Origin of the sequence: Listeria immobilis (assembly GCF_014322765.1) — a bacterium.
Taxonomy (GTDB): domain Bacteria; phylum Bacillota; class Bacilli; order Lactobacillales; family Listeriaceae; genus Listeria; species Listeria immobilis.
Map to the genome: position 1 here is coordinate 1 of NZ_JAASTZ010000011.1, position 24,850 is coordinate 24,850.

At 36.2% G+C, this 24,850-nt stretch carries 14 protein-coding genes; 2 read left to right on the top strand and 12 right to left on the bottom strand.

What is annotated here, in order from left to right:
- Positions 1 to 841 precede the first annotated feature (841 nt).
- From HCJ50_RS09490 to HCJ50_RS09520, 7 genes are all read right to left on the bottom strand, one after another.
- On the bottom strand, positions 842 to 1,408 hold the full coding sequence (locus HCJ50_RS09490; RefSeq protein ID WP_185348079.1) for an LOG family protein: 567 nt from the start codon (positions 1,406 to 1,408) through the stop codon (positions 842 to 844).
- Between the two features lie 14 nt (positions 1,409 to 1,422).
- On the bottom strand, positions 1,423 to 2,148 hold the full coding sequence (locus HCJ50_RS09495; RefSeq protein WP_185348081.1) for a uracil-DNA glycosylase family protein: 726 nt from the start codon (positions 2,146 to 2,148) through the stop codon (positions 1,423 to 1,425).
- Between the two features lie 115 nt (positions 2,149 to 2,263).
- Positions 2,264 to 3,988, bottom strand: coding sequence for a class I mannose-6-phosphate isomerase (locus HCJ50_RS09500; RefSeq protein ID WP_185348083.1), 1,725 nt, complete (start codon positions 3,986 to 3,988; stop codon positions 2,264 to 2,266).
- A gap of 6 nt (positions 3,989 to 3,994) precedes the next feature.
- Positions 3,995 to 5,134 (bottom strand): glycerate kinase family protein, encoded by a 1,140-nt coding sequence (locus HCJ50_RS09505; protein ID WP_185348085.1) that lies wholly within the window; start codon positions 5,132 to 5,134, stop codon positions 3,995 to 3,997.
- The gene (locus HCJ50_RS09510; RefSeq protein ID WP_185348087.1) at positions 5,131 to 6,813 is read right to left on the bottom strand and encodes a sugar phosphorylase; all 1,683 of its coding nucleotides are present in this window, start codon (positions 6,811 to 6,813) and stop codon (positions 5,131 to 5,133) included. Before HCJ50_RS09510 ends, HCJ50_RS09505 begins: the two co-directional genes overlap by 4 nt.
- 1 nt (position 6,814) lies before the next feature.
- Positions 6,815 to 9,460 (bottom strand): glycoside hydrolase family 38 N-terminal domain-containing protein, encoded by a 2,646-nt coding sequence (locus HCJ50_RS09515; protein ID WP_185348089.1) that lies wholly within the window; start codon positions 9,458 to 9,460, stop codon positions 6,815 to 6,817.
- Positions 9,461 to 9,529: 69 nt separating this feature from the next.
- Entirely contained in the window at positions 9,530 to 11,485 is a 1,956-nt protein-coding gene (locus tag HCJ50_RS09520; protein WP_185348091.1) for a fructose-specific PTS transporter subunit EIIC, read from the bottom strand.
- A 156-nt stretch (positions 11,486 to 11,641) separates the two neighbouring features.
- Here HCJ50_RS09520 and HCJ50_RS09525 point away from each other — a divergent pair, with 156 nt between their 5' ends.
- Positions 11,642 to 12,385 (top strand): MurR/RpiR family transcriptional regulator, encoded by a 744-nt coding sequence (locus HCJ50_RS09525; protein WP_074673866.1) that lies wholly within the window; start codon positions 11,642 to 11,644, stop codon positions 12,383 to 12,385.
- A gap of 83 nt (positions 12,386 to 12,468) precedes the next feature.
- Here HCJ50_RS09525 and HCJ50_RS09530 read toward each other — a convergent pair whose 3' ends face one another.
- The 3 genes from HCJ50_RS09530 to HCJ50_RS09540 form a co-directional block, all read right to left on the bottom strand.
- Positions 12,469 to 18,543, bottom strand: a complete 6,075-nt coding sequence (locus HCJ50_RS09530) for a LapB repeat-containing protein (RefSeq protein ID WP_185395668.1) — start codon at positions 18,541 to 18,543, stop codon at positions 12,469 to 12,471.
- Between the two features lie 212 nt (positions 18,544 to 18,755).
- The gene (locus tag HCJ50_RS09535; protein ID WP_185348093.1) at positions 18,756 to 20,231 is read right to left on the bottom strand and encodes a MucBP domain-containing protein; all 1,476 of its coding nucleotides are present in this window, start codon (positions 20,229 to 20,231) and stop codon (positions 18,756 to 18,758) included.
- A gap of 184 nt (positions 20,232 to 20,415) precedes the next feature.
- The gene (locus HCJ50_RS09540; protein ID WP_185348095.1) at positions 20,416 to 21,585 is read right to left on the bottom strand and encodes a thiolase family protein; all 1,170 of its coding nucleotides are present in this window, start codon (positions 21,583 to 21,585) and stop codon (positions 20,416 to 20,418) included.
- 154 nt (positions 21,586 to 21,739) lie between these two features.
- Here HCJ50_RS09540 and HCJ50_RS09545 point away from each other — a divergent pair, with 154 nt between their 5' ends.
- Positions 21,740 to 22,906 carry a hydroxymethylglutaryl-CoA synthase gene (locus HCJ50_RS09545; RefSeq protein ID WP_185348097.1) on the top strand — a complete coding sequence of 389 codons (1,167 nt, stop codon included), beginning with the start codon at positions 21,740 to 21,742 and terminating at the stop codon, positions 22,904 to 22,906.
- 22 nt (positions 22,907 to 22,928) lie between these two features.
- On the opposite strand, the gene HCJ50_RS09550 is transcribed toward HCJ50_RS09545, so the two are convergent.
- Together HCJ50_RS09550 and HCJ50_RS09555 are read right to left on the bottom strand one after the other, a co-directional pair.
- The gene (locus tag HCJ50_RS09550; RefSeq protein ID WP_185348099.1) at positions 22,929 to 23,522 is read right to left on the bottom strand and encodes a VanZ family protein; all 594 of its coding nucleotides are present in this window, start codon (positions 23,520 to 23,522) and stop codon (positions 22,929 to 22,931) included.
- Positions 23,523 to 23,591: 69 nt separating this feature from the next.
- On the bottom strand, positions 23,592 to 24,836 hold the full coding sequence (locus HCJ50_RS09555; protein WP_185348101.1) for an MFS transporter: 1,245 nt from the start codon (positions 24,834 to 24,836) through the stop codon (positions 23,592 to 23,594).
- Positions 24,837 to 24,850 lie beyond the last annotated feature (14 nt).

The following is a 24,850-nucleotide window of genomic DNA, read 5'->3' on the forward strand; positions in this document are numbered from 1 at the left end:
TTTGACACTTGGGTTTTCTTTCTTTTATTTTATCATTTTTTCTCTAACCCTGGGTCTACTTTTATTGTACTATGTCAATTTGTTCAGTATTATCTTGCTTTTCACTTTCATAAACTAACCTTCCCCTGTGTCTATCCCTAGACATTAGCACTTTTTTTCTATTAATCTCTACTTTGGTAATTCTCATAGTTTTCACCTCAATGATTTTTTGTTCTCTCTCCTATTGTACATATAATCACAAAAAAATAAAACACCTAAATGATGGATAAGTGTTATTAGACTTATCCACATTAGACGTTTTAGTCCTCTTTCATATAGAGGTAGTCTTTTACATCAAGCATTCTACGGCATTTATCTTTGAAGTTTTAGTCCTCTTTCATATAGAGGTAGTCTTTTACTTATGCAAATTTAAGTGGAGCAAATTTAAGGTTTTAGTCCTCTTTCATATAGAGGTGATATGTCTCTTACTTCAATAATAGTAATTAAAGTAAAAAATGTAAAGCGTTTAATGGAATAGTTTGAGGTTTGCGTGAGAATACATTGTTTTCCAGATACTCTATATCGCTTTAGAGCCATTTTCCATAAAGAAATATTTAGTTATCCTCTTGTTTATTAGACTTTTTAGATAGATACTTATGATATAAAAACCAATTGAATATTGTACCTAAGAACAAAAGTATTCCTGCAATCCATTTAAAGTTTTGATTTAGATGTGCATATGAAAAATACAGGGCGATAATTACTAGAATAATCATTCCGAAAAATAAATGAATGAAGCTTTTTTTCAAGACAATCATCTCCTTTTATGCTTTTTATGTAATATAACATAGAGTGACTTTTATTAAACTGAATATTTTCGAACTTCAGCTGGGACGTAATCAGTTATAAACTGGTTGATTTCTTCTAATGAATTTGAAAATAGGGTTTTATCTCTATCGGCTTGCGTGAGAAAAGCGTTTTTTACCATGCTGTCATATAAGTCTTTTAAAGGATCATAAAAACCATTTTCGTTAAATAGAATGCAAGGATTGGGGTTTTGACCGATTCTCGACCAGGAAATCATTTCGGTAATTTCTTCTAGCGTACCAGGTCCTCCAGGTAGTGCGATACAAACATCTCCTAGATCAAGCATTTTTTGTTTTCGTTCTGCCATTGTATGAACAGAATACATCTTGGTTAAATGCATATGTGCTAGTTCTCGGTCCATTAAAAATCTAGGCATTACGCCAATTACTTCTCCTTCTCCCTTAATTACAGTATCAGCAATTACGCTCATCAGTCCAACTTTTCCTCCGCCGTATACTAGTGTATGTTTTTGCGCGGTAATCCATTCACCTAACATTTTCGCGGCTTGTTCATAAGCTGGATTATTTCCTTTGCTTGCTCCACAGTAGACAATGATATTCAAATAAGTTCATCCTTTCATTTCATATAATCTTTGTTTTTTAATAATGCATTTAAATATTTCTCCATATATTTATCTTTATGTTGTGAATTGTATTGTGTGATAAAACGAGGATGTTCTAATGGAATAATGGTATGGAAAAACTGATATTGCTCATTTAGTTTTGATAAAAAAGCATAATTTTCGCCACTTCCTATACAATAACATACAGAGGTATCAATACCAAAATTTATTTGGCTACGTATGGATTCGATAATAAATGGTAATAAAATGGCTTGGATTTTTTTGTTTTCATAGTAATTACAATTGACTTCTTTTCCGTTTGGCTTTATTTTTGCTATACCTAGCGGGCAGACAAAATTCATATAGAAGTCTGAATAAAATTGCTGACAACCGCCATATTCATTAATAACATCATATAAAAAGCCTGACGAGGACTTATTTATATGAAATTTATCTATAAAAATACCAGTCTCGTTTTGGAGATGTTTAGCGTCTTCAAATGGCACACCTGTTACCGCTGATCCTTGACGTGCGGGTGAGCTTCCAAGTATTAGGCGACGAGGCTTGGTGTCATTATAATATTTTTGGTAAAATGCGGTCGTTATTTTATTTACTTGGTCTTTTTGGTTACCGTTATATGGATTGATTAATTTAAATCCAGTTGGTAATGCTAGTGTATCAAGTGAAAGCGTTTTGTTAAATTGAAGTATTTGTTTAGCAAATGTCTGGCTTTTCTTCATGTCATAGAGTCCCCTCAATGTTGTAATTTAATCTATTATCATATAAATTTTAACATATATTTTGAATGAATGAAAAAATAAGTAAAACCTCGATTGCAGGCTTTACTTATTTAGGTTAATTTTTTACAAATGCTTGAATAATGGCATGTTTTTTAATTGAATCTATAGCATGTACACGATATGTTTTGACTTGCTCAGGGACAATGAATGTTTCTCCATAATGAACAATGAAGGGTTGGAAGGAATTATCTAAGGACTCAATTTGTGCTGTCTCCCCTTCGACTAGATTTAACATATTAACGCTGCCATTTGTGTTTAAGATAATTGAACCTGTGAACCAGTGACGTTCGGTTTGGATGAACTCTAATTCATGGAGACCTGTTTGTTCGGATGTGATTTCGGAATCTTTATACAATATTTTTGTTTGGTTTATCAAATTATTTTGGACCCAGTTGGTATCTCGTTCCATTTGGATATTTGCTGACCCATGATCGATATGAAGTGGCCGCGGCAAGCCATCTAAACCAACACGTTCCCAGTCCCAAAGTTTAAAAGTAAAAATATATGGTGTGGCGCTTATTTCTAGAACGACGGTATCTGGACCGCCACAGTGAATAGTACCAGCTGGGATGGAGATATGATCATGTTTTTTTACTGGGAAGACATTAATATGCTTTTCATCGGGAAATCTAAAGTGACCTTGTTCTGCTTTTTTTAAATCTGCCAGAAGCGCTTCTTTGGTTGTATCTGATTTTACGCCAAGATAAATGGTGGATTTTTCCCCAGCTTCTAAAATATAATAGCTTTCATCTTGTGTATAGTGAATTCCAAACTTTTCTTGAGCATATTCAACGAGTGGATGTACTTGCAAGCTTAAATTTCCGCCGCCAACTGTATCAAGGTAGTCAAAACGAATCGGGAATTCTTTTCCGAAGCGACTATGCACTTTCGGTCCTAGTAGCTCATTTGGAAATTGATGTACAATATTGATTGCTGGAACTTCCACTTTTACATTATCAAAGCTTAAAATAATACTGTTTTCTTCTGGTATACCGTCAAAAGCCCAGCCATAGTTGGCGACATTTTGGTCTAATTGGAAGTTTTCTTTCATCCACTGGCCGCCCCAAACACTTGAATCAAAGTAAGGAACAAGGCGGAAAGGTTGTTCTGTAAACTGTTTTAAACCAGTGCGATAAGCTGCAGCTGAAATCATTTTAGGTTGATTTTTATTATTAGTGTCTAAAATGAAATCTGTCGTTTCGTAAAGTTGATTTTTTAAACGATCGGCCATACGCCACTCAAAAAAATAGCCGCGTTTAAATTTGCGAAGTGCATCTTCACTTGGGTTATTCGTTTTCCAATTTGTTAGGTTCTCGTATCTAAAACGGCGCTGAATTTCCCAACGTGTGAGATCCGCGTAGACGATAATATCTGGATCTGCAATAAGTGTGGCCCCTGTTCCATAGATAACAATAAGTCCAGGTGTTTCATTTATTTGTTTTTTTAATTTATAAACTTTTTCTGGGTCTAAAAATTCATTGAATACATAATTCGACATAATGCCGAAGACGCGATCTTCAGTTATTGTTCGCTTTATCATTTCTTGGACTTCTTGAGTAGTTATCATTGCATCATCTGCTAAAATGATTTTTTGGGGATTTAAAAGAGATATAAGATTGGTTTTAATTTCTTCTAAATTTACTCCTGGATAACATTCAATGGCAATAATTTTAGAAGTCGAACTTTTTTCTTTAAGTACTTTTGCTATATCTGCATAATTATCCCAACCAGTCTCAGATGATTTTATTTTTATTTCTGGTTTTAAGTCGTATTTAGCCATTCAAAGCTACTCCTTTTTAAAAAGTGATGTTAAATTAGCGATGTTTTCTGCTGTTCTTGCTAAATTGTCGCTTGTTTCACAAAAAATAGTCACGGAATCTGTTAGTTCGGGAATGATTGGGAATACTGCATCTATACCATTTTGATAAGCAAGCGAATTTTCAATACTTGTACTACCAACAATTGCTAAAACAAATGCACCCGCTTTTTTAGCTTCTGAGGCTACTCGAACAGGTATTTTTCCCATCACTGATTGTGCATCCATTTTTCCTTCTCCGATAATAACTAAATCTGCATTAGCTAATTGTTGCTTTAACTCAGAAAGTTTGATAACAAGGTCTGCTCCACTAACTATTTCTGCATTTAGAATAGCGGTCAGTCCTGCTGCAATACCTCCTGCTGCCCCGCTTCCCTTCATTAGAGAAACTTTTTTAGCAGCAAATGCATCTAACTTCTCTCCGTAATTGGTCATTGCTAGTTCGAGTTCGATAAGCATCTCCGGGGTTGCCCCTTTTTGCCTACCAAATGTGAATGTAGCTCCCTTCTCTCCCAATAATGGATTGGATACATCACTAGCAATTTGGAAGGAAACTTGTTTTAAGCGTGGATCTAGTTGCGTGACATCTAAATGGTTGAGGTTGGTTAAATGAATTCCCCCTTGCTCGATGCTGTCGTTATTTTTATTAAGAAGTTGAACCCCTAGTGCTTGCAATAATCCTGCTCCACCATCATTTGTGCCGCTACCTCCAAGTCCAATAATAATCTTATGGATGTTTTGATCTAAGGCAGCGAGTATAAGTTCACCAACACCAAATGAGCTTGCAAGTGCAGGATTTCGTTTATCAGTAGCAATTAAGTCTAGGCCAATGGCGCGCGCTGATTCAATCACTGCAGTTTTTTGATCTTTTAAAATACCATAGGAAGCAAGTATTTTCTTTCCATCTAATCGTGTAATTTCTGTTTGATATAACTCCATATCACAATTTTCTTTTAAAACATCTAAGAGCCCTTCACCGCCATCTGAAACTGGTGATAAATGAATCGTGTCAGTTGGTCGCGCTTTTTGCCAGCCAGTTTTTATTGCCTTCGCAACTTGCATGGCACTAGCACTTTCTTTAAAAGCATCTGGTGCAATGACAATGTTCATTTATGCCCTTCTTTCAACCAAATCACTTCATAAGGAAACAATGTTATCTCTCCTTCGATAGTTTGATTATTTAATAGATTTTTTCCTGCGCAAGGTAGCTGTTTGGTAGTTTTTTTACAGGAGACATTAACGATTCCATAGATACACTCATCGCTAGATTCACGTTTTAATGCAAAAATATCCGCTCCTAAATCTACTATTTCCTGCTTAGCAAATGGTGAGAAGGCTTGGTGGTTACGACGAATGCGGATTAGTTTTTTTAAAGAAGAAAAGATTTTGTTGCGATATGGATTTGATTTTAGTTCGGTGTATAGTTGATTTATTTCCAACTTTTCTCGATTAATACGGCGATTTATTCCCGTAGACTCTAGTCCGTTATAGTCATTTTTAGAGCCAACCAATGAATGGTAATAAATTGCCGGCACACCTTGTAACATAAGTAAAATGGCATGAGCTGCAACCGTTTTTTGTGTAATAAGCGCTTCTGTTATATCTTCCGTTTTATTTTTTAACGCCTCACTGTAATTAATATTTAATTCGTATACGGATTGCGTACCATCAGGATTATCTTTATAGGACACTTGTCCCCCATTTTCTTTCGTTTTTTCCACTAAAAAACCAATTTCTGCTTCTGATAAAATACCTGTAGCAGGACGCATTCCAATGCCATCGTGACTAGCTAGGAAATTGAAATAGGTGGCTGTGTCGGATATAGGAGAGATACTACTCGCCCATTTAGAAAGTTTATTAGAGTTATGGGTTGTCATTGTATGCAAAACGAGTGGCGGTAGTGGAAATTGGTAAACCATATTCGCTTCATTTTCACCATTTCCAAAGTAACGAATGTTTTCTTCGTGTGGGACGTTTGTTTCAGTAATAATTTGTAAATTAGGATAAAGTTCATCAATTAAAATACGCCAAAGTGAAATAATTTCATGCGTTTCTTTCAAATGCATACAAGTTGTTCCTGATTCTTTCCACAAAAAACCAATCGCATCTAATCTAATGCTTGTTGCGCCTTTTTCGGCATATAAAAGAAGGACATTTGTTAGAGCAATAAGACAATCAATCTCTTTCACATTTAAATCTAATTGATCTTCACTAAAAGTGGTCCACAGTTCTTTGCCATTTTCGTATTGATGAAAAAGTGGCGACGTTCTCGGGCGAACAACATTTCGATAGTCAAAATGAACATCTTTTTCAATGAAAAAATTTGTAAATGGTGCTTCTTGTTTTATATAACTTTGGAACCAACTACTTGATTTAGAAATATGATTAGCGACAAAATCAAGCATGACACGAAAATCTTTAGACAAATTTTGCACATCTTTCCAATCACCTAATGATGAATCAATCGCAGTATAATCTGTCACTGAAAAACCATCATCTGATGTATAAGGGAAAACTGGTAATAAATGCACATCTGTAATGACATCGGACGTCTCTTTTATTAAAAATTCATGCAATGTCTGTAGTGGTGCTTTTCCGGTTTCGTAAAAACTATCGCCATACGTAATAAGATAAATATTTTGCTCAGAAATGGTTGCAATTGCCTTTTGAGGGATTTCTTTGTAAGCATTTATACAATGAAGCATTTTTTCTAGATAGTCCGGTTGATAATTTTCTTGATAAATTAATTGCAATTTTTCTTCTATTTTCTCTGTAAAAGTTGTTTGCATATTACTTTTCCTCCAATAATAGTGTGACAAATCCTTTTTGTGGAAGACTTATGCTATTATTTGTAATTGGTGTTAGTTTTTCTTCTGCCAGTGAAACTAGCCAGCTACCCGCTCCAAGCGATGTTTTAAATGAAAGTATTTCGTCTTTTTCAGTTGGATTGAATAAACGGATGATAATGCCGTCACTCTCCCAAGCGTTTTTACAGGTACTCATAAAGATGGCGGGATTATTTATTTCGAATAAGGAAGTTTGATTTGGCAATTCTTGTACCGGATAATCAATTTCAAATCGTTCTAACCGTTCTTCAAAGGTGTTGAGAGTTTGTAACTGGTAACTTTCGATATGACCTTCAAACTGATTGGATTTTTCAAATAGATCCCGTTCATTTAAAGCTTCTTCTTGCGTGTAAATAGCATATTCGAATACCATTTCCTCTAGCATTTGTCCATCAGGGGTTGGAACGACTTTATTGTTAATGCCTGATGCCCTACCTGGTCTCCACATTAAATCATCTTTTCCAAGCAAACCATTACTTCTAAAAAGGGTTAAGGCAATTTCATTTGTCTCAGGTAAGATTTCATATTCTTTCATACCTCCGCCAAGAACTGCAAATGTCTTTGCTGCTTCTGAAACTGCTACGATATTTTCAAGTGGATAAATTGGTACGGGTGCTTCTACAAAGCCTTCCTCACGCCAATTAGCTAAGTAAGGGTTCGTTGTGCTTCGCTTCAGTAAACTATAACCTTGATCCGCATAAGAATGTTGTGGGTTAGTTATTTGTGTTTTTACTAGTGTGCGAATACGGTGGTCACAAACTTGATTATTTATTATATGGCGTACTCGAGCAAATTCTTCTCCATGAATCAATTCAATTTCTGTCATAATATCTAAAACTTTTGTCCGTTTTTTAGTTATTCGTTCTTCTAAATTACTAGGAATCGTCATGGAATGTTTTAACTGCATTTTACTAAATAACTGATTTTTTTCTACTGTTAATAGTTCACATGTTTCCATATAAATAGTTTCATCATTTGGTAGTGGAGAGAAATCAAATGAATCACCTGCATCTGCTACATTTTCAAAGCGAATAAAATTTGGTATTTCTGTTTTGGTTTTTTTATTGATTAGATTCAGTTTGCCATTTTGAAAATGAACGGCTATATTTTCGTTCTCAATGGATTGATCAGAAACAACCACGAGTTGATCTGCATTCTTTGCAGTAACATTTATCTCTACTGTCATGTATCCTAGTGCGGGAAGTACCCGTTCTTCTAAAAGCAGTTCTGTACGGTAATAGGCTGGAATGGTCACTTCTTTTTCTCCCGCCGCAGTTACGATTATTTTTCGCCCACCATCAAGTTGTTCTCGTTTAAGGATGCTATAAGGCCAGTTTTCTCCATTTGAAACTAGTTCAAATGATTTTTCAGCTGTAAAGACGACTAATTTTACGGCTTGTTTCGTTTTTCGTGGATTAGTATTGAAAACTAGTGCAATATTACTGTTTTCTTGTTTTTGGCTAACAGCGTGTGCAATTTGTTTTTTCAAAAGATTAATTAAGTCATCAGTCATTCGAAGCGCGCTAGTAAGACGGACGACAATATCGTGGTTGGCATCATCTGAGTTGGAAGCGCCAATTCCATTATGGGCATGACTATCAAACAATTTTTTCCAAATAATATCGAGCCATGGTTGTGGGTATTCTAGCCCAGCATTTTTTGCAATAACGGCTAAAGGCTCTAAAATATTAACAATTCTATTTTCAACTAAATAGTTAAGCCATTTTATGTCATAACGTTCTGAACGACAAGTATTATGGATACGAGACTTCTGACAAGCAATTAACTCCCCGCTTATTTCATTAGGGAAATTTGATTCCCAGGCCTCATCCATAAAGCTTTCATAATCAGATAAGACAAAGTGGTAGCCTAAATTCATTTCGTTTAGTTCGGCAATAATTTCAGGGAAGTTTTTACGAGCTAACACCTGATCTCCTCCTGCTGGCAAAAGAAGAACATCTGTATGCTCATTCATAGCTGCTAGTTTATCTAAAATCGGCAATAACCTAGTTGCTACGTATTCTTTGTCGCTGCTTAAAAATTTTCCAGGGCCATAACCAAAGAAAATATTATTCGTTGGTATGGTTGTTTGATCGGGAGCTACCCAAGTGAAATTTACATCATTTTGAACTTGTTCATTGTAAACGCCACGCTGGAAAATGCTATGCGTCATATTAAATGATTTATATATAGCTGGTAAGTAAGCATGTTGACCGAAAATATCTGGTGAATAACCAATCCGCATACTATGACCAAATGCTTCCCCCATTTTGTATCCATATAGCAGGTTTCGAATAACTGCTTCTGTTTTTACAAGTAACGAGTCTGTCTGTGTATACCAAGGTCCAACAAAAAGTTTTCTTTGCTGGATTAATTTCTCAACTCGAGCTTTATTTTCAGGACGAATTTCTAAATAGCGTTCAATAATTGACATCTGTCCATCAAATGAATAACTTGAAAAAGATTCTTTTGTTTCTAGTAAATGTAATAAATAATCCATATTTTCAACCAATAAGATATGGGAATCTTCCATGGTAAAATACCATTCATGATCCCAGTGGGAATGCGCAACCACATGTACTTTTTTCATTATTTAACAACCTCTCAATTCAATTGACAGATGCAATGAAATATACAATACATCTGTCAAAATTTCTACTTATTTTGTTTTATTTTCTTTGCGTTTAATTAAACCATAGCGAACAAAAATATTAGCAAATGTAATAAATCCGATACCAACAATCAGTCCAATTGCATACGCCCAAAAATTCTCTACTAATGGCCAACCCCAAATTGCTGGGAGTGGCAACCATTGAACAGCACCAAGTAAAACAGCAGTAACGGCCCCTAAAGATGCTCCTATCATATTAATTGGAATAGTAATAAGTGGATTTTGAAGCATAAATGGAATAGCTCCCTCACCTATTGCAATAAATCCTAAGAAAATGGAAGTCGTACCAGCAACGCGCAAGTTCTCATCGAATACACGACGTCTAACTACATATTTATCTAAAACAGTTGCAAGTCCAATACCGATTGGTGGAATAACGATTGCTAAAACACGAGCAGTTAGTGGGAAAATATTATCTGCTGCAAGTCCGATGGCAATTGCTCCGGCAGCTTTATTTACTGGGCCACCTAAGTCAAATGCAGTTAAGCAAGCGATAATGGTAGAAAGCACTACTGCGCTCGAATCTTTATTTTGAATGATTAAATTTTGTAACCAGAGATTTATTTGACCAAACACTGGATCAACAAAGTAAAAATTCAGTAAGAAAATGATCAGCACGGTAATCCCAGGAATAATAAACATCGGTTTCATCGCTTGTAAATTTTTATGAAGATGAATTTTTTCATTTAAGAATTTTGCTGTAAATCCAGCTACTGTGGCTAAGATAAGAACTCCAAAGAACCCAGATGGAATTCCGCCTTCTGTACCCCAGAAAGTATAGTGCAATCCACCAGCAAATGCACCGGCAATAAACCCAGGTGCAAGACCAGGACGATCCGCAATCGAATAGGCTAAAAATGCCCCAAATACAGGATAAATAAATTTCATTATCATATTTCCGTATAAACCAAGATAATGGAAAATCACGATTAGCTCATTGGAGTTTTTAGCAAATTCTGGGTTGGCAATTACTTTTTGAAGTCCAAATGCTGCAGCACCAAGTTGAGCAATCCCAATCATTAAACCTCCTGCGACAATGACAGGTAACATATAGGAAATCCCAGTTAGAATCCCTCGATAAATTTGAGAAAAGAAGCTACTTTTTCCCTCGTCATTAGGAACTGAAGCATCATCATCAGCTTTTACATGTCCATCAGGATTAGTTAGCACGGTTTCAATCATTTCTTTACCACTGCGTAATGGTTCAGCAACTCTTCTTTGGATAAACGGAAGTCCTTTAAAACGATGCTTATCTTTAGCAGTAATATCTGTCGCAAAGATGACGGCTTCTGCTCCTTTAAGTACTTCGGGAGTTATACGGTCTTCAATTCCGTTTGCTCCCTGCTTTTCTACGAGCACTTGAATTCCAAGCTCTTTCCCTGCTTTTTCAAGCGCTTCTGCTGCCATATATGTGTGAGCAATCCCAGCAGCACATGCGGTTATGGCCACGATTTTTCTTGTATAAGCAGTTTCTGTATCAACAGCTTTTTCTGTGTCCAATATAGTTAAAAATTCAGATACATTTTTTGCTTGGGTAATATTTGTAATAAATTGATCTTCGAGTAAACGCTTACTTAATTCTGCTAAAAGCTCTAAATGTGTGGATCCTGCTTCTGCCTCTGGAATTGCTAGCAAGAAAACATATTTTACTTGATTTGTTGGATCAATACTTTCCCAATTGGTAATTGGTCTATTTAATCTAGCAAATGCAAATGCGGCCTTTTTCACCGTTTTTGATTTACCATGCGGAATAGCAAATCCTTTTTCTAAACCAGTTTCTGAAATGGTCTCCCGTTCCAGAACAGCTTCTTTAAATTCTTTGGAGTCTTCTATTATTCCTTGTTTATGCAGTGCATCAATTAAATGATCAAAAACAGCTTCTTTAGAGTGCCAGTCTTGATCTAAAAACACAAGTTCTTTTGATGTGATATTACTTAGCTTCAATGCAATCATCTCCCTTAAAATAAGTTGGCCACCTAGGTTATCTTAGTTATACCATATTTAATTTTTTCAAATGTACGAAATGCGTACATTTGTACACTATTGTATTAAAATACGTATTTATGTATACTAAACGTATTAGTGAGGGGAGGATTTACTGTGGCATTAAACACCTTATACAATCTATTTGCAAAAGATATTGAATTACTAAGCATTGCTGAAAAACAGGTGTTTTTTTATATAGATAATCATGTTACAAACATCGAACAATTGACACTTGTTTCTCTTGCAGAAGAAACCAATGTTAGTACTACAACGGTCATACGAATGTGTCATAAATTAAAACTCTCGGGCTTTTCAGAACTTAAATTTTTACTTAGTTCGACAAAAAAAGAAAAGAAACCCACATCAAAAGATTTCACAGTTACTTTTCTGGAAAACGTTCAATTGGGTGTTCAACAATTACCCAAGGAGCAAATTGAACAACTTGCCACACGTATTTTACATGCCCCTAAGATTTATATTGCCTGCCTTGGTATGACTAAAATCTTAGGTGAATATTTTTCGAAAAACTTAGTAACTTCAAAAAAAAATGTTGTTTTTACTTATGACTCTTTTATTATCGATATTCTTCCTCAAATTGTGGAACGAGATGATTTGATTATTATTATTTCAGAGAGTGGAAACACAGCGAGTACATTATCACTTGCGGAGCATTTGAAGTATAACTTATCCAATGTTGTGGCACTAGTGAACAATCCAAATGCCAAAATTGCTCAATATGTGGAAACGTTAATTTGCGCTTCCAGTGAATTGTTTGATGAAAATATATATAAACATCATCATGCCCCCCTTTTGATTGCCATTGATTTAATTCTTAATTATTTTGAGCAGATTAAGTAAAATTTATTTTTGAAACGAAAAACAGAGATGCTAATTGGTTAGTAAAAATCAATTAGCATCTCTGACTCTATTTTCTGCTTATTTTATTTTGCTTTTTTTCTGCGGAATAACCAAATTCCGATTAGAAGAAGGATGATTCCAGTAAGGAGTAACATTGTGTTCCACGTGTCCCCTGTTTCTGGTATGTTTTTCTTGTTTTTGGAAGAGTCATTGTTATTTTGATGATTGCTGCTTTCTGAAGGGATGACAACCGCTGATTTGTCTCCTTGAATCGTTACTTGAATCGTTTTCTTGGTAACATTACCAGATGAATCAGTCGCAGTAACCGTCACTTTATAGGTGCCTGATTGGTTCCAGTTGACTGATTTGTTAATATCGGTTGTAATAGTCACATCTCCATTATTGTCTGTTGCACTTGCGCCAATATCTTGCAGGAATTGGATCTCGGATACCGTTTTGCCTTTTGGATAACTGATTTTATCTTTGGTAACCATTAATTCTGGTAAACTAGTATCGACTACTTGGACTGTCGTAGTTAATCGTTTTGCAGCATTACCAGCTTGGTCAGTCGCCATGAAGTAAATGTGATAGGTACCGAGTTTCGCTAAATTGACTTCCTTTGCATCCACTTGAACTTCCTTTGTAACCTTCCCATCGACAATGTCGCTTGCTTCGATACCAAAGAAAGTCAGCCAGTTTGGTGCTTTCGTGTTGATTTCTAGTTGTTTGGTTGTTTTAGATGTGGTGAAGCTTGGTGCAGTTGTGTCAACAATGGTTAAAGTAGCGGTTGTTTCTGCGGTATTCCCTACAGTATCTTTTGTGCTGACTTTTATTGTGTACGTCCCCGGCACATTTCCTTGGATGGGTTGACCTGGAGTATAGGAAATTTTTAAAGCTTCTCCAGTCATATAATCGGTTGCTTGGATACCGAAAACAGTGGACAATGCTGGCATTTGGTTGGTTGCCTCCATCGTTTGATCAGTCACATTTTCTAAAGTAGGAGCCACTTTATTTTCGATTTGCACGTACACGATGACCGGATTGGCTTTATTCCCGTAAGAGTCTTTTGCATTTAAAGTCACTTCATAACTGCCGACTTTATGTTGGTTTACTTTTTGGGAAAAATTGCTTGTCACTGGTACGTCTTTCTCTAGTTCATCCGTCACAGTTGCGTGAATATCACTTAAGAATTTCGCTTCGCTGACATTCGTTTTTCCTTGATACGTAATTTCTTTATCGGTGGAAATGACAGGTTTGTCTTTTTCTACCTGCACTTGGACTTTTTTCGTGGACTCGTTCCCTGCAGTATCGATTGCGCTTATGGTGACTTCGTATTTCCCTGGTTTTGCGAAATGGACTTGGGTAGCGAAATCAGTGCTGACGGTTAAATCTTTTGCGTCATCATTGTTGTCGGTCACTTTTACATGTGCATCTTGAAGGAAATCCGCCTCCGTTTTGCTCGCATTGATATGATAAGTCACATCGTCTGCGGTTATAACAGGTGCTTCTGTATCTTGCACGATAATGGAAATTGTTTGTGGAATTGCTTCGTTTCCGCTCGAATCTTCCAAGTTGACCTGTACTTGATACGAACCTTTTTTCACGGTAGAAATAGCGTCAAATACCGTATTAAAGTCACTAGTGAAAATCATGGGCCTTTTGTTTGGTTGTGGTGCTTGCCCTGGTGCCAAATCATAGTTGTCTCCACCAATCAGACCTGCTGCTTTGAATAAGTCTTGTTCGGTCAAAGCACGCATGTCTTCCACCGTATAAGTGAGCTTGTTGTTCGTTACTAAAATAGTCGGAGCAATGGTATCCACTACTTGGACTTGGACCGTTTGCGTGGACTCATTTCCAGACGCATCCGTGGCCTGGATAGTGACTGGATAAGTGCCGAGTTCATTCCAAACGACTTGGCGGTAATCAATGGTCGGTGTAATCGCTCCATCATGTGCATCATTAGCCGTTGCAATTAAAGGCTTCACCCAATTTATATCGGCTTCCGTGCTGTTCACTTCGATGGAAGCATCTGGATTGATAGCCAACACTGGTGCCGTGTTATCCATATCAAATGTTTTTTGCGCAGTTGCCGTATTCCCTGCTTCATCTGTAGCTGTGTTTGTAGCAGTATAGGTACCTTCATCATTTGGAATACGAATTATCTTTCCAGTCCCTTCATAAACGAGTACTCCTTGCTCATCTTCTACCGTCCATTTGTTGGTTACTTCCGTCGCGGTATCTTTCGAATCAATCGTAATGGCTTTGGGTGAAACGGTGCGATCTAATTCAATGGTCGTTGTTGGTAACCCATCATCAGTAATATAAATTTCTGAAGTGTTACCGACACCAGGTGTTAAATTGTTTAATGCATACACTCCGGTAGTACGGTTAAATGCTATATTCTGTGGTGCATAGACTATTTTAGTTCCTGATGGTGCGGTCACTTGTAAGGTATAATTGACCGGACTTTGAATAACGACATCACGAAAGGCAAATTCTCCTTTACTATTTGTGGTCACAGTGGGTTTCACTTCTTTACCGTCCTCATCTAGCAGTGATACTTGGTAGCCTTCTCCATAGGGCGTGATTTTCCGTTCGCCGGCTTTGTTCATAAAGATAACCGCTCCTTGGACAGGTGTGGACATATATATAGGTAGCTGAATGCCTGTGATAGCTTTTTGGTTTCCACTTGCTAAGTCATCAATAGTAAACTCCGTCGAGTCATTTTTGGTTAGCCAGCCAAGACTCGCATCTTTCGTGTCTACCACCACTTTGTTATTTCCTGTAGTAACAAAGTCGGCATTTTTATTTGGTAAATGAGCGGCAATTTTGTAAGTGCCATTTCTTAAGCCAGCAAAGTTAAACAACCCATTTTTTTGATTAGCAGAGTCAGGAGAAGTATAAATCGTGTCTGTTTTCTCCCATTCTCCGTTTTCTTTTTTATATAAATCTAACTGAACTGAGTTAAGCCCATTCTCTCCACTATCCTGTACACCATTTTTATTCAAGTCAATAAAGGAATCCCCTGCGAGACTTAAATCGGTAGCTGGTGTAGTACTTTTCACACCGCCGCGTGGTGGTTCAGAAGCTAGCTTACTCGTACCAGATGCGGTTTCTTTATCCACTCGGTAAGCGATAGAGTTATAAGCAATTTCACCGTTCCGTGGCGCATCGGTTGGAACAACCCCTTCAAAATGAAGGTCAATTTGGTCGCCTACTTTGAATTCGGTATTCGGTAATTTGATTCGGAAGCTTTTAACATCCGCCATGTTGGTTGGTGCGGTCATTTGCCACGCTGCACCAGGAACATCTTCCCCATCTGCATTAAATCGTTCTGGTGTGGTGCTAGTAGAATACTCGACGGTCGCAGTATCACTTTTCTTCCCATTAACGAGCACTTCGATTTCGCTTGTTGGGATGACGGAGAACTGCGAACCACGATCTCCGGTGCCAAGAACATATTGGTCGCCTACATAGGGTAAGATGTCGATAATTTCTAAGTTGTTCATATTTTTGGTTCCGTTATTTTTAAAATTTAAATTGTAGTCAACTTTTTTACCAGGAATTGTTGTTGCGGTGGTGGTGCTAACATCAACGAGTTCTTTATTCTCGCTTCCTTTGATTTTCATTTTGGTCGTTAAGCTGTTAGAAATACCTACGTTCGCGATCATTGTGGTGGATAAATACTTACTGGTAGTCACTCCAGGTAGTTTAGATTGGAGTTCACTGGATAAGGTTTTAGCGCTGAGCCCATTGTTACCTGCACCATTTACGGTCCAGCTAGTATCCGTCATCGAGCCCATTCCAAATTCTACTTTATTTTCACCACTGTTCACTTTATTTAGCTTAAAGTTTAAATCTATTGCCAACATTTCACATTGATTCAAACCTGGTGACAAACTGGTGTTAGGCGCCTCCCAGTAAAGCAACGTAGAACCGTCTGTTAGAGTTTCTTCACCACTAACATCTGCGGAAGCTTTTGGATAAAGTGTATCTATTCCATTACTCGGTGCGTATGTGTAGTTTAAGACACTAGCATAAGGCTGTTGAATATAATTTCTTAATAAAGTTACATCCATCCCTTTTGGAACAATAACAAAAATATAGGGATTTTCTAATTTATTGGCATAACTCGCCAGACGAACAGATTGGGCAATACTATCCCCATTAAAGAAAATCGAGCTATCAAAATTTTGACCATAATAACTTACACTTGATGGATAAAATACAGCACCATTGATTTTAGCTGGACTAGTGGTTGGCTCCACTACCTGAATCGTTTTCTTTAAGGCATTGGTAGTTGCATCCACTGTTTTACTTGTTTTATCAAAATCGGTATAGGTTATTGATTCTGGTTGTAATACGAATGAGTCACCAGCTTTTATGCCAGTATTTTGAAGGCGAAATGTGCCTGGGCTATAAGGAGGTAAGTCACTTGTGCTTACAATACCATCTTTATAAGTAATTCGGTACTTTTCGATTCGTTGCGAAGATTGGTCCACTTTTGTCAAATCCCACCCACTTCGAGTATTGGCAGCCATCGCTTTCCATACACCATTTTGATAATACTCTAATTTCTTTATTGAGTTAAGAGAATTATTGTTGGGGATAAAAGAGAGTGGCTTGAGTCCTTCGGGAACCGGTGCAGTAATTTGTAAGTCATTTACTCCGGACATAGAAGAAGCTACTCTGGGTGTGAATCCCCATTCGATAATATCATTTTCAGACATACTGGTTTTGGAAACATAACTATCGACAGTTACAGTGGATTTTGGAGCAAGTGCAGTAGAGCTCACTTTTAAGGTTGTAACTAAAACATCTTCATCATAGACATTTATAGTTCCTGTATAAACTGTACCTGCTACGGCATTTGCAGGCATGTTAGAAGATACTGTTAGTTGTACTTGGTTATACATATTAGCATTAATTGGACCAAACTCTACTACTTGTTTTTCGGATGTATTGCTAATTTGAGTAGGTGCTCCATTAATCGCACTAAGGGAAGACCAATATTCACCTGGTTTAATGATATTTAAATTAGACATACTAAAGTTAACAATACCTGCACCATTTTCTTTAAGATATTCTAATTTTAAATTTTTAAAGCTCTTATTCCCGCTACTCTTTTTAGTAATTGTGGGCCAAGTAATATCATACCCCTTTGGCATAAGCGAAAAAGATATGTTTCTACTTGGGGCAAAATCCCAACTGCCATCTCCAGCAGTGATGGGTTCATATTCTTTATTCGTGTCACTTCCAGCAAACGTGACGCTTACTGTCTTCTCGACAGGTTCATAGGTATCTCCATTATTGTTTGAAGCAGAAAGAGTCGCTTTTAAGTCTTTTGTCTTTCCAGGTGATGCATCATAGCTAGCTCGAACGACAATAGGAATATCAAACGGTGCTCCACTTGGAATGTTATCAACTAGATTAATAGTTAACTTATCTGTAGAAGAGCTATACGTTGCAGACTTCACATTCAGATTAGCCGCTATATTTTTTGGATAGTTCACTGGTTCTAGCCCGGAGCCAGTGAAATCAATTACAAGTTTCCCATCTTTTAATGTCGCTGAACCATCAAGAAAATTAATCGAGTAACTGACGGTCATTTGTTCCGTGTAATTGCTTAAGGTGGTTTTACTTGCTTCAGCTTGAAGTGAAAGTTTATCAGAAATAGACGAAGCAACTATTGGCTCATTTCTCAATAGATTGTTTCCTAATTTATTATTATCTTTAGGAAGTTCGCTTTCTGATTTTTGGATAACTAAATTTAAACTAGCAGCGATATTTGTGCCTGCTTTTAGTTCTAATTTATAGTTACCTGCTTTAGAAGCAATCAATAATAGAGATATTTTGTCTCCTGTTCCTGTAATTGTTACCTCATTCTTGGTTTTACCATAATCGATATTTTCAGTGATTTTTTTTGTATCGAGTTGCAGTTGTTCCGGCAGAACTAATGTGTAGACTTGACCTTTTACAGTGTTTTGGATGATTACTTCATTGTTATTTAGACCTGTATTTTCAGAGGACACTTGCATCTCCACGCTATCTTGTTGCGTCTTAGTCTCGGTTGCACTGGCTATAATGAATGTGGGGGCGACCGTTGCTTGTACTAAAATAGCACCTGCTAAGACGCCTGAGAAAATTTTTCTAATCATTTGTTCGCTCCTTTTAGGATTATATTGTTGCATCTAGTTCTATAATATCCTGCTCGCCCCTTATATTTTTGGCTATATTCATAAAAAAATAAGCCATTTCCCCTTTTTATGAAGAATTAGTGAATAATATGAGAAAATTCACTTTATTATTTTGCTAATTTGCATAAAAATAAGCCCTAATCGTGTTTACGACTAGGACTTACATGAAAAATTTATTTAATTTTTTTTCGGGCAGTAATCATATAACCCGCGCCTATTATTAATGTGATTCCAATAATTAAAGGAGTATTACTACTTGTATCCCCTGTTTTTGGAAGCGAATTTGGCATTTTTGTTAGACTTTGACTTGTAGCAAGATTCGCTTTTTCCGTGCTCTTGCTCGCAATTCCAGTTAATTTTAAAGGTTCCCTTGGAATTATTTTCGCATTATCTTTGTTCTTAGTATACACATACAATACATCTTGTGCGCTAGTGGTAAATGTTCCAATTTTATTGGTAGGTTGTTTAGTTAATGTGTAACCAACAAAAGATTTTGCTTCTGTTTCAAAAATTTCTCCAACATTTCCTTTTAAAATAATCGAATCAGAAAGGACATTTCCATTTGTATCTTCATAGGATACCGTTACATCTTCTGCAACAATCGGTTTCGTTTTCTCATAAATATAGTGAACGGATTGTGCTTCCGTCGTAAATGTTCCGGTGCTATTAGCGGGTTTCTTTGTTAGTGTATAGCCAACAAAAGATTTTGCTTCTGTTTCATATGATGTACCTAAATTACCAGTTAAAATGATTGGTCCCATTAAAGTCTTACCATCAGTAGCCTGATAAGTTACTGTTATATCTTGAGCAATAGCTGGTGGAGTAACTTTTTTATATTTGTAAATGACTGTTTGTGCGTCTGCAGAAAAGATTCCAGATTGGTTGGATGGCGTTTCAGCAAGTTCGTATCCATCAATCGTTTTAGCAGCTGCTTGATAAGAAGCTCCGATGTTTCCAGTGAGAGTTTCTGATTGGGCAATGGCTTGATTGGTTGCTTCATCAATATACTGAACAGTAACATTTTCACCTATAGATGGAGCTATTTCGTACACATAATTCACTTCTGTTACTTCAGTATTCGTTGTAAATGTCCCAGTTGCGTTATTGGGAGTTATTTTTAGCTGATAGCCATCAATTACTTTTGGTGTGGTGGTATAACTTTCACCGATTTTACCTTTTAGTGTATCAGAATTAGTTAATGGTTGACTAGCTTCATCTAGATAATTAACTTGAATCTCAGCTTTTTCAATAGGTGTAAATGGTCCCGCCATTTTGTAAGATTCTTGTCCAGGGTAAGCAACTGGATCTAATACGTTTCCTGTAATAGCAAAATAATTTAATGTGTCTCCTGCTTCAAGCGTTTTTGGTAACTTAAGACGGAAGTAAGTGTCGTTTTCAACCGTATAATCAAACACGTTGTATTGTTTATTGTTTAAAAAGACAAATGCTCCATTACCAGGATAATGCATGGGAACTTCTTGTTGTAATGTTCCGGTTATATAGTCATCACCAATATAAAGTTGATCAACTTGTGGAGCAGGAATATTTAACATTAATGGGGCTGCTTTGGCAGTATAAGGGACTAAAGTCATACTCACGATGGAAAATAATAAAAGAAATGATATATATAGTTTTCTTCGCTGTTTCATTAAAGACCTCCTGTTTCTCTGAATATACTATATTCTAGCACTAAAGAGATTCAGTATTGAGGCTAATAGGCACTTTTCATAATATTGACACATAAATATTCACACTTTAGACACAAATGAATAGTGGAAATAAAAAGCTAATGCAAGAAATTCTTGACATTAGCTTCGCAATGTATTTTTTATTTTATGCTTTTTCAACCACTATCGCAATTCCTATTCCACCACCGATACACAAAGAGGCTAGACCAGTTTGCTTGTTTTCGTGTTTTAATTCATTTAATAATGATACGACAATGCGTGCTCCAGAAGCGCCAATTGGGTGCCCTAATGCAATAGCACCGCCATAAATATTTAATTTATTTTCTGGAATTTCAAGGTCTCTAGCAACAGCAACCGATTGAGAAGCAAATGCCTCATTAAGATGGAATAAATCTATGTCATTAATCGAGTAGCCGCCTTTAGTTAAAGCTTCATTAACAGCGTAGTATGGCGCATATCCCATAATTGCAGGATCAACACCGACTTCTGATGTAACCTTAATTGTTGCTAAATAAGGAATATTTTCTGCTATAGCTTTTTCTTTAGACATTAAAATAATGGCAGAAGCACCATCGTTAATACCAGATGCGTTCCCTGCTGTTACCGTTCCCCCTTCTTTGAAAGCGCTTTTTAGTGTAGCAAGCTTTTCTAAAGTCGAATTAGCACGAATGGTTTCATCTTTTTGGAAAAAAGCTCCATCTGTAAGTTGTACTGGAATAATTTCATCTTCAAAAAGATTTTTTTCTTGGGCTCTAGCTGCTTTCATTTGCGAATTATGAGCGAAGGCATCTTGTTCTTCACGCGACACAGCAAATTTTTCTGCAACGTTTTCAGCGGTAATTCCCATATGGTATTCGCCAAATACATCGGTTAAACCATCGATTAACATACTATTTTTTAGGTTTTTAGGATTGAATTCTTCCTCAACTAATTCAGGATTAAGTAATAACGGTGCTTGGGACATATTTTCAGTCCCTCCTACTACAACAATATCTGCTTCTCCTAGTTGGATTGCTTGTTTACCAAACATAATGGATTTTAGACCAGATCCACAAACTTCATTAATAGTTACACCTGGTACTTGATAAGGAATTCCTGCATTAATAGCGATTTGTCGAGCTACATTCTGGCCAAGACCAGCTTGTAGCACATTACCAAATATAACTTGATCTACTTTTTCAGGTGCAATGTTGGTTCTTTCTAGTAGGCCTTTTACAACGGTTGTTCCTAGTTCTACTGCATTTACATCTTTTAAACTTCCACCAAATTTTCCGATTGGTGTTCGAGCGGCATCTATTATAACTACTTCGTTCATAGCAAACTCCTTTAAATGTAATAATGTATTAGTTATTATATCATGAAACTTGCTAAAAACTCACTAGATTAAGCCCGATGTATTGTATTTTCCTTCTTTTTCTACTAAAATTAAAGTACTTACAAATAAAATATAAAGGACTTGAGACGAACATATGAAAATTGGAATTGATAAGATAGGTTTTTATACTCCGGCGTTTTATGTGGATATGGTAGAACTTGCTGAAGCGAGAAATATTGATCCGAATAAATTTACGATTGGAATTGGTCAAGATAAAATGGCCTTTGCTCCGATCACCCAAGACTCCGTTACAATGGGAGCAAATGCAGCAAGACAAATTTTAGATGAAGCTGATTTGAAAGCGATTGATATGGTTATTTTAGCAACAGAATCGGGAATTGATGAATCAAAAGCTGGAGCGGTTTATATTCATCGTTTACTTGGTATTCAACCTTTCTCACGTGCGATTGAAATAAAAGAAGCTTGTTATGGGGCAACTGCTGGGATTAATTTAGCGAAAGATTATGTAGCAAAAAACCCTGAGAGTAAAGTATTAGTTATTGGTTCTGACATTGCTCGTTACGGCCTTTCTACAGCTGGTGAAGCAACACAAGGTGCTGGAGCAGTTGCTATGGTTGTTTCCGCTAATCCACGCTGTATTGCGCTCCAAGATGATAATGTGTTTTATACAGAGGATATTATGGATTTCTGGCGCCCTGTCTATTCTGAATATGCATGTGTTGAAGGAAAATATTCCACAGAACAATATATTCATTTCTTTGATACAATTTGGACGAGGTATACAGAAAAATTCAATCAAAAATTGGAAGATTTTGCAGCTATTTGCTTTCATTTACCTTATACGAAAATGGGCAAAAAAGCGTTAGATTTAATTATTGAAACAGCACCACCAGCAGTACAAGAAAAATTATTGGAAAACTATCGACTAAGCACTTTATATAGCCGGAACATCGGTAATATTTATACCGGTTCTTTATATTTAAGCTTTATCTCGCTATTAGACCATCAAAGTAACTTACAAGAAAATGATAAAATTGGTTTCTTTAGTTATGGCTCAGGCGCAGTTGGCGAGTTTTTCCATGGTGTACTACAACCAGGTTTTAAAAAATATCTTCAAACACAGACACATGAGGAATTATTAAATAACCGCTCTAAATTAGCGATTACCGAATATGAAACTAAATTTAAACAACAATTACCAAAAGATGGCTCAACACTTGAAATCAATCCATCAAGCGACCCAGCTGAAATAATGTTAACTGGAATTCAAGATCACAGACGACAATATGTAAGAAAATAACAGAAAAACCGACGAAGCTAAATTAGCTAGTCGGTTTTATTTTGTAGTTTTTTCTTATATTCAAAAAACGAATAAGCATATATCCAAACATAATACCAGAAACATTTAAAAATACATCCCCTGTATCAAAGTAACCTACATGCAAAATATATTGAGCGCCCTCTATCGCAAAAATCATCATCATGGCGTAAAGTATTGCTTTGATAAATCCTACTTTTTTTAATAAGAAGCCAATTGGAATAAAAGCTAGCACATTCCCAATAATAATTACACGTAAATTTCCTGATAAAAAAGTATCGATAAAACCAAAAGTATCACTAGAAAACCCTTGCGTATTCGAGGCTTTACCAAACAATAAACAAAGGAGAATGCCAAAATAAATCATATAGCAAAGGACAAGTAACGCTTTATTAATTTTCCAATTTATTAATTGAACAGTAACAAAATAAAGTAACAAAGCTGTGATGCCAACTGTAATATAGCCCATATGACTAACTGAGGCCATGACATGCTTTAAGTAAAAGTAGAGCCATTCCTGGAACCAGGAAAAATACATTGCCACTGCTGCAAAAACAGACATAATTGGTAGAATTAGAATAATAAAGTATCTTTTCATCCTGGCTTCCTCCCTTTCAAAAGTTACATTTAGAATAACATTTGAATATAAGGACTTTCTTAAAAGGAATTAAAGATTTTCTAAGTTTTTCTCTTTGACAAAAAGAAATAAAATTCCACCAACTAGAAAAAGAACGATTAAACTTGCTACACCATACTGCGTTTTCCCTGTGATTTGTGCAATAGCTCCCATTAACGCAGGACCAATTATAGCAGAAAATTTTCCGAAAATATTATAAAAACCATAAAATTCATTAGAACGCTTTTTAGGAATAATTTTTCCGAAAAAAGATCTGCTAAGTGCTTGAATCCCTCCTTGAGACGTTCCAACCAACATAGCTAAAATCCAAAAGTCCAATGCTGTTTTCATAAAGATGGCATAAATACAAATAATGATATACACAAAAATAGCTGTGAAAATAAGTGGTTTTGCACTAAAACGTTTCGCTAAAAAACCATATAACAAAGTAAATGGAAAAGCTACTAGTTGCGTCATTAATAAAATAAGAATTAAAGTTGTTTGTGATATCCCTAAATCAATTCCATAAGATGTTGCCATTCGAAAAATAGTGTCCACCCCATCAATATAAAAGAAATAAGCAATTAAAAAGAGGACAATATTCTGATGCTCACGAATATGACGAATAGTGTGGAAAAGTCTTTTAAAACTTGTTTTAACAGGATTTTTCACTGCTGGAATATAGTGGATTTGCTGGACATTTTTCCACATTGGGATGGAGAAGAATAGCCACCAAAGCGCTGTTAGGATAAAACCAATGTTAACAAGAGCTACATCACTAATTGGCAAAATACCAGTTGCTTGAAAAATAATAAAAATGATAAAAGGAATACAACTGCCAAGGTAACCAAATGCATAGCCTGCAGAAGATACTTTATCCATGCGCGCATTCGTTGTAACATCAATTAAAAAAGCATCATAAAAAATATTCGCCCCCGAAAAACCAATAAGTGATAAAACATAAAAACCTAGTAACAATAGCCAAGCATCTGTCGGGATAAAAATTAATAAAAAAGTAAAAGCAATCCCAATAGCTGTAAAAACACCAAAAAAACGTTTCTTGAAAAATTGGTAATCCGCAATGGTCCCTAAAATCGGGGCTAGTAATGAAATAAGCAACGTACCGATGGAGTTAGCATACCCCCAATATGCTGTTGATGTGGTGTCTGCAATACCTGCATTCGCCGCAACTCCTTTAAAATAAATAGGCAAAATTGCCGTTGTAATCATAATCGAATAGGCCGAATTTGCCCAATCTTGAAAAATCCAACTTTTTTCTTCTTTTGTATACGCCACTTAGATTTCTCCCC

What these genes read in the sequence shown, in the direction of transcription:
- HCJ50_RS09495 (WP_185348081.1), bottom strand. Translation starts at nt 2,148, where the DNA reads ATGAAGAAAAGCCAGACATTTGCTAAACAAATACTTCAATTTAACAAA.
- HCJ50_RS09500 (WP_185348083.1), bottom strand. Translation starts at nt 3,988, where the DNA reads ATGGCTAAATACGACTTAAAACCAGAAATAAAAATAAAATCATCTGAG.
- HCJ50_RS09505 (WP_185348085.1), bottom strand. Translation starts at nt 5,134, where the DNA reads ATGAACATTGTCATTGCACCAGATGCTTTTAAAGAAAGTGCTAGTGCC.
- HCJ50_RS09510 (WP_185348087.1), bottom strand. Translation starts at nt 6,813, where the DNA reads ATGCAAACAACTTTTACAGAGAAAATAGAAGAAAAATTGCAATTAATT.
- HCJ50_RS09515 (WP_185348089.1), bottom strand. Translation starts at nt 9,460, where the DNA reads ATGAAAAAAGTACATGTGGTTGCGCATTCCCACTGGGATCATGAATGG.
- HCJ50_RS09530 (WP_185395668.1), bottom strand. Translation starts at nt 18,543, where the DNA reads ATGATTAGAAAAATTTTCTCAGGCGTCTTAGCAGGTGCTATTTTAGTA.
- HCJ50_RS09535 (WP_185348093.1), bottom strand. Translation starts at nt 20,231, where the DNA reads ATGAAACAGCGAAGAAAACTATATATATCATTTCTTTTATTATTTTCC.
- HCJ50_RS09540 (WP_185348095.1), bottom strand. Translation starts at nt 21,585, where the DNA reads ATGAACGAAGTAGTTATAATAGATGCCGCTCGAACACCAATCGGAAAA.
- HCJ50_RS09545 (WP_185348097.1), top strand. Translation starts at nt 21,740, where the DNA reads ATGAAAATTGGAATTGATAAGATAGGTTTTTATACTCCGGCGTTTTAT.
- HCJ50_RS09550 (WP_185348099.1), bottom strand. Translation starts at nt 23,522, where the DNA reads ATGAAAAGATACTTTATTATTCTAATTCTACCAATTATGTCTGTTTTT.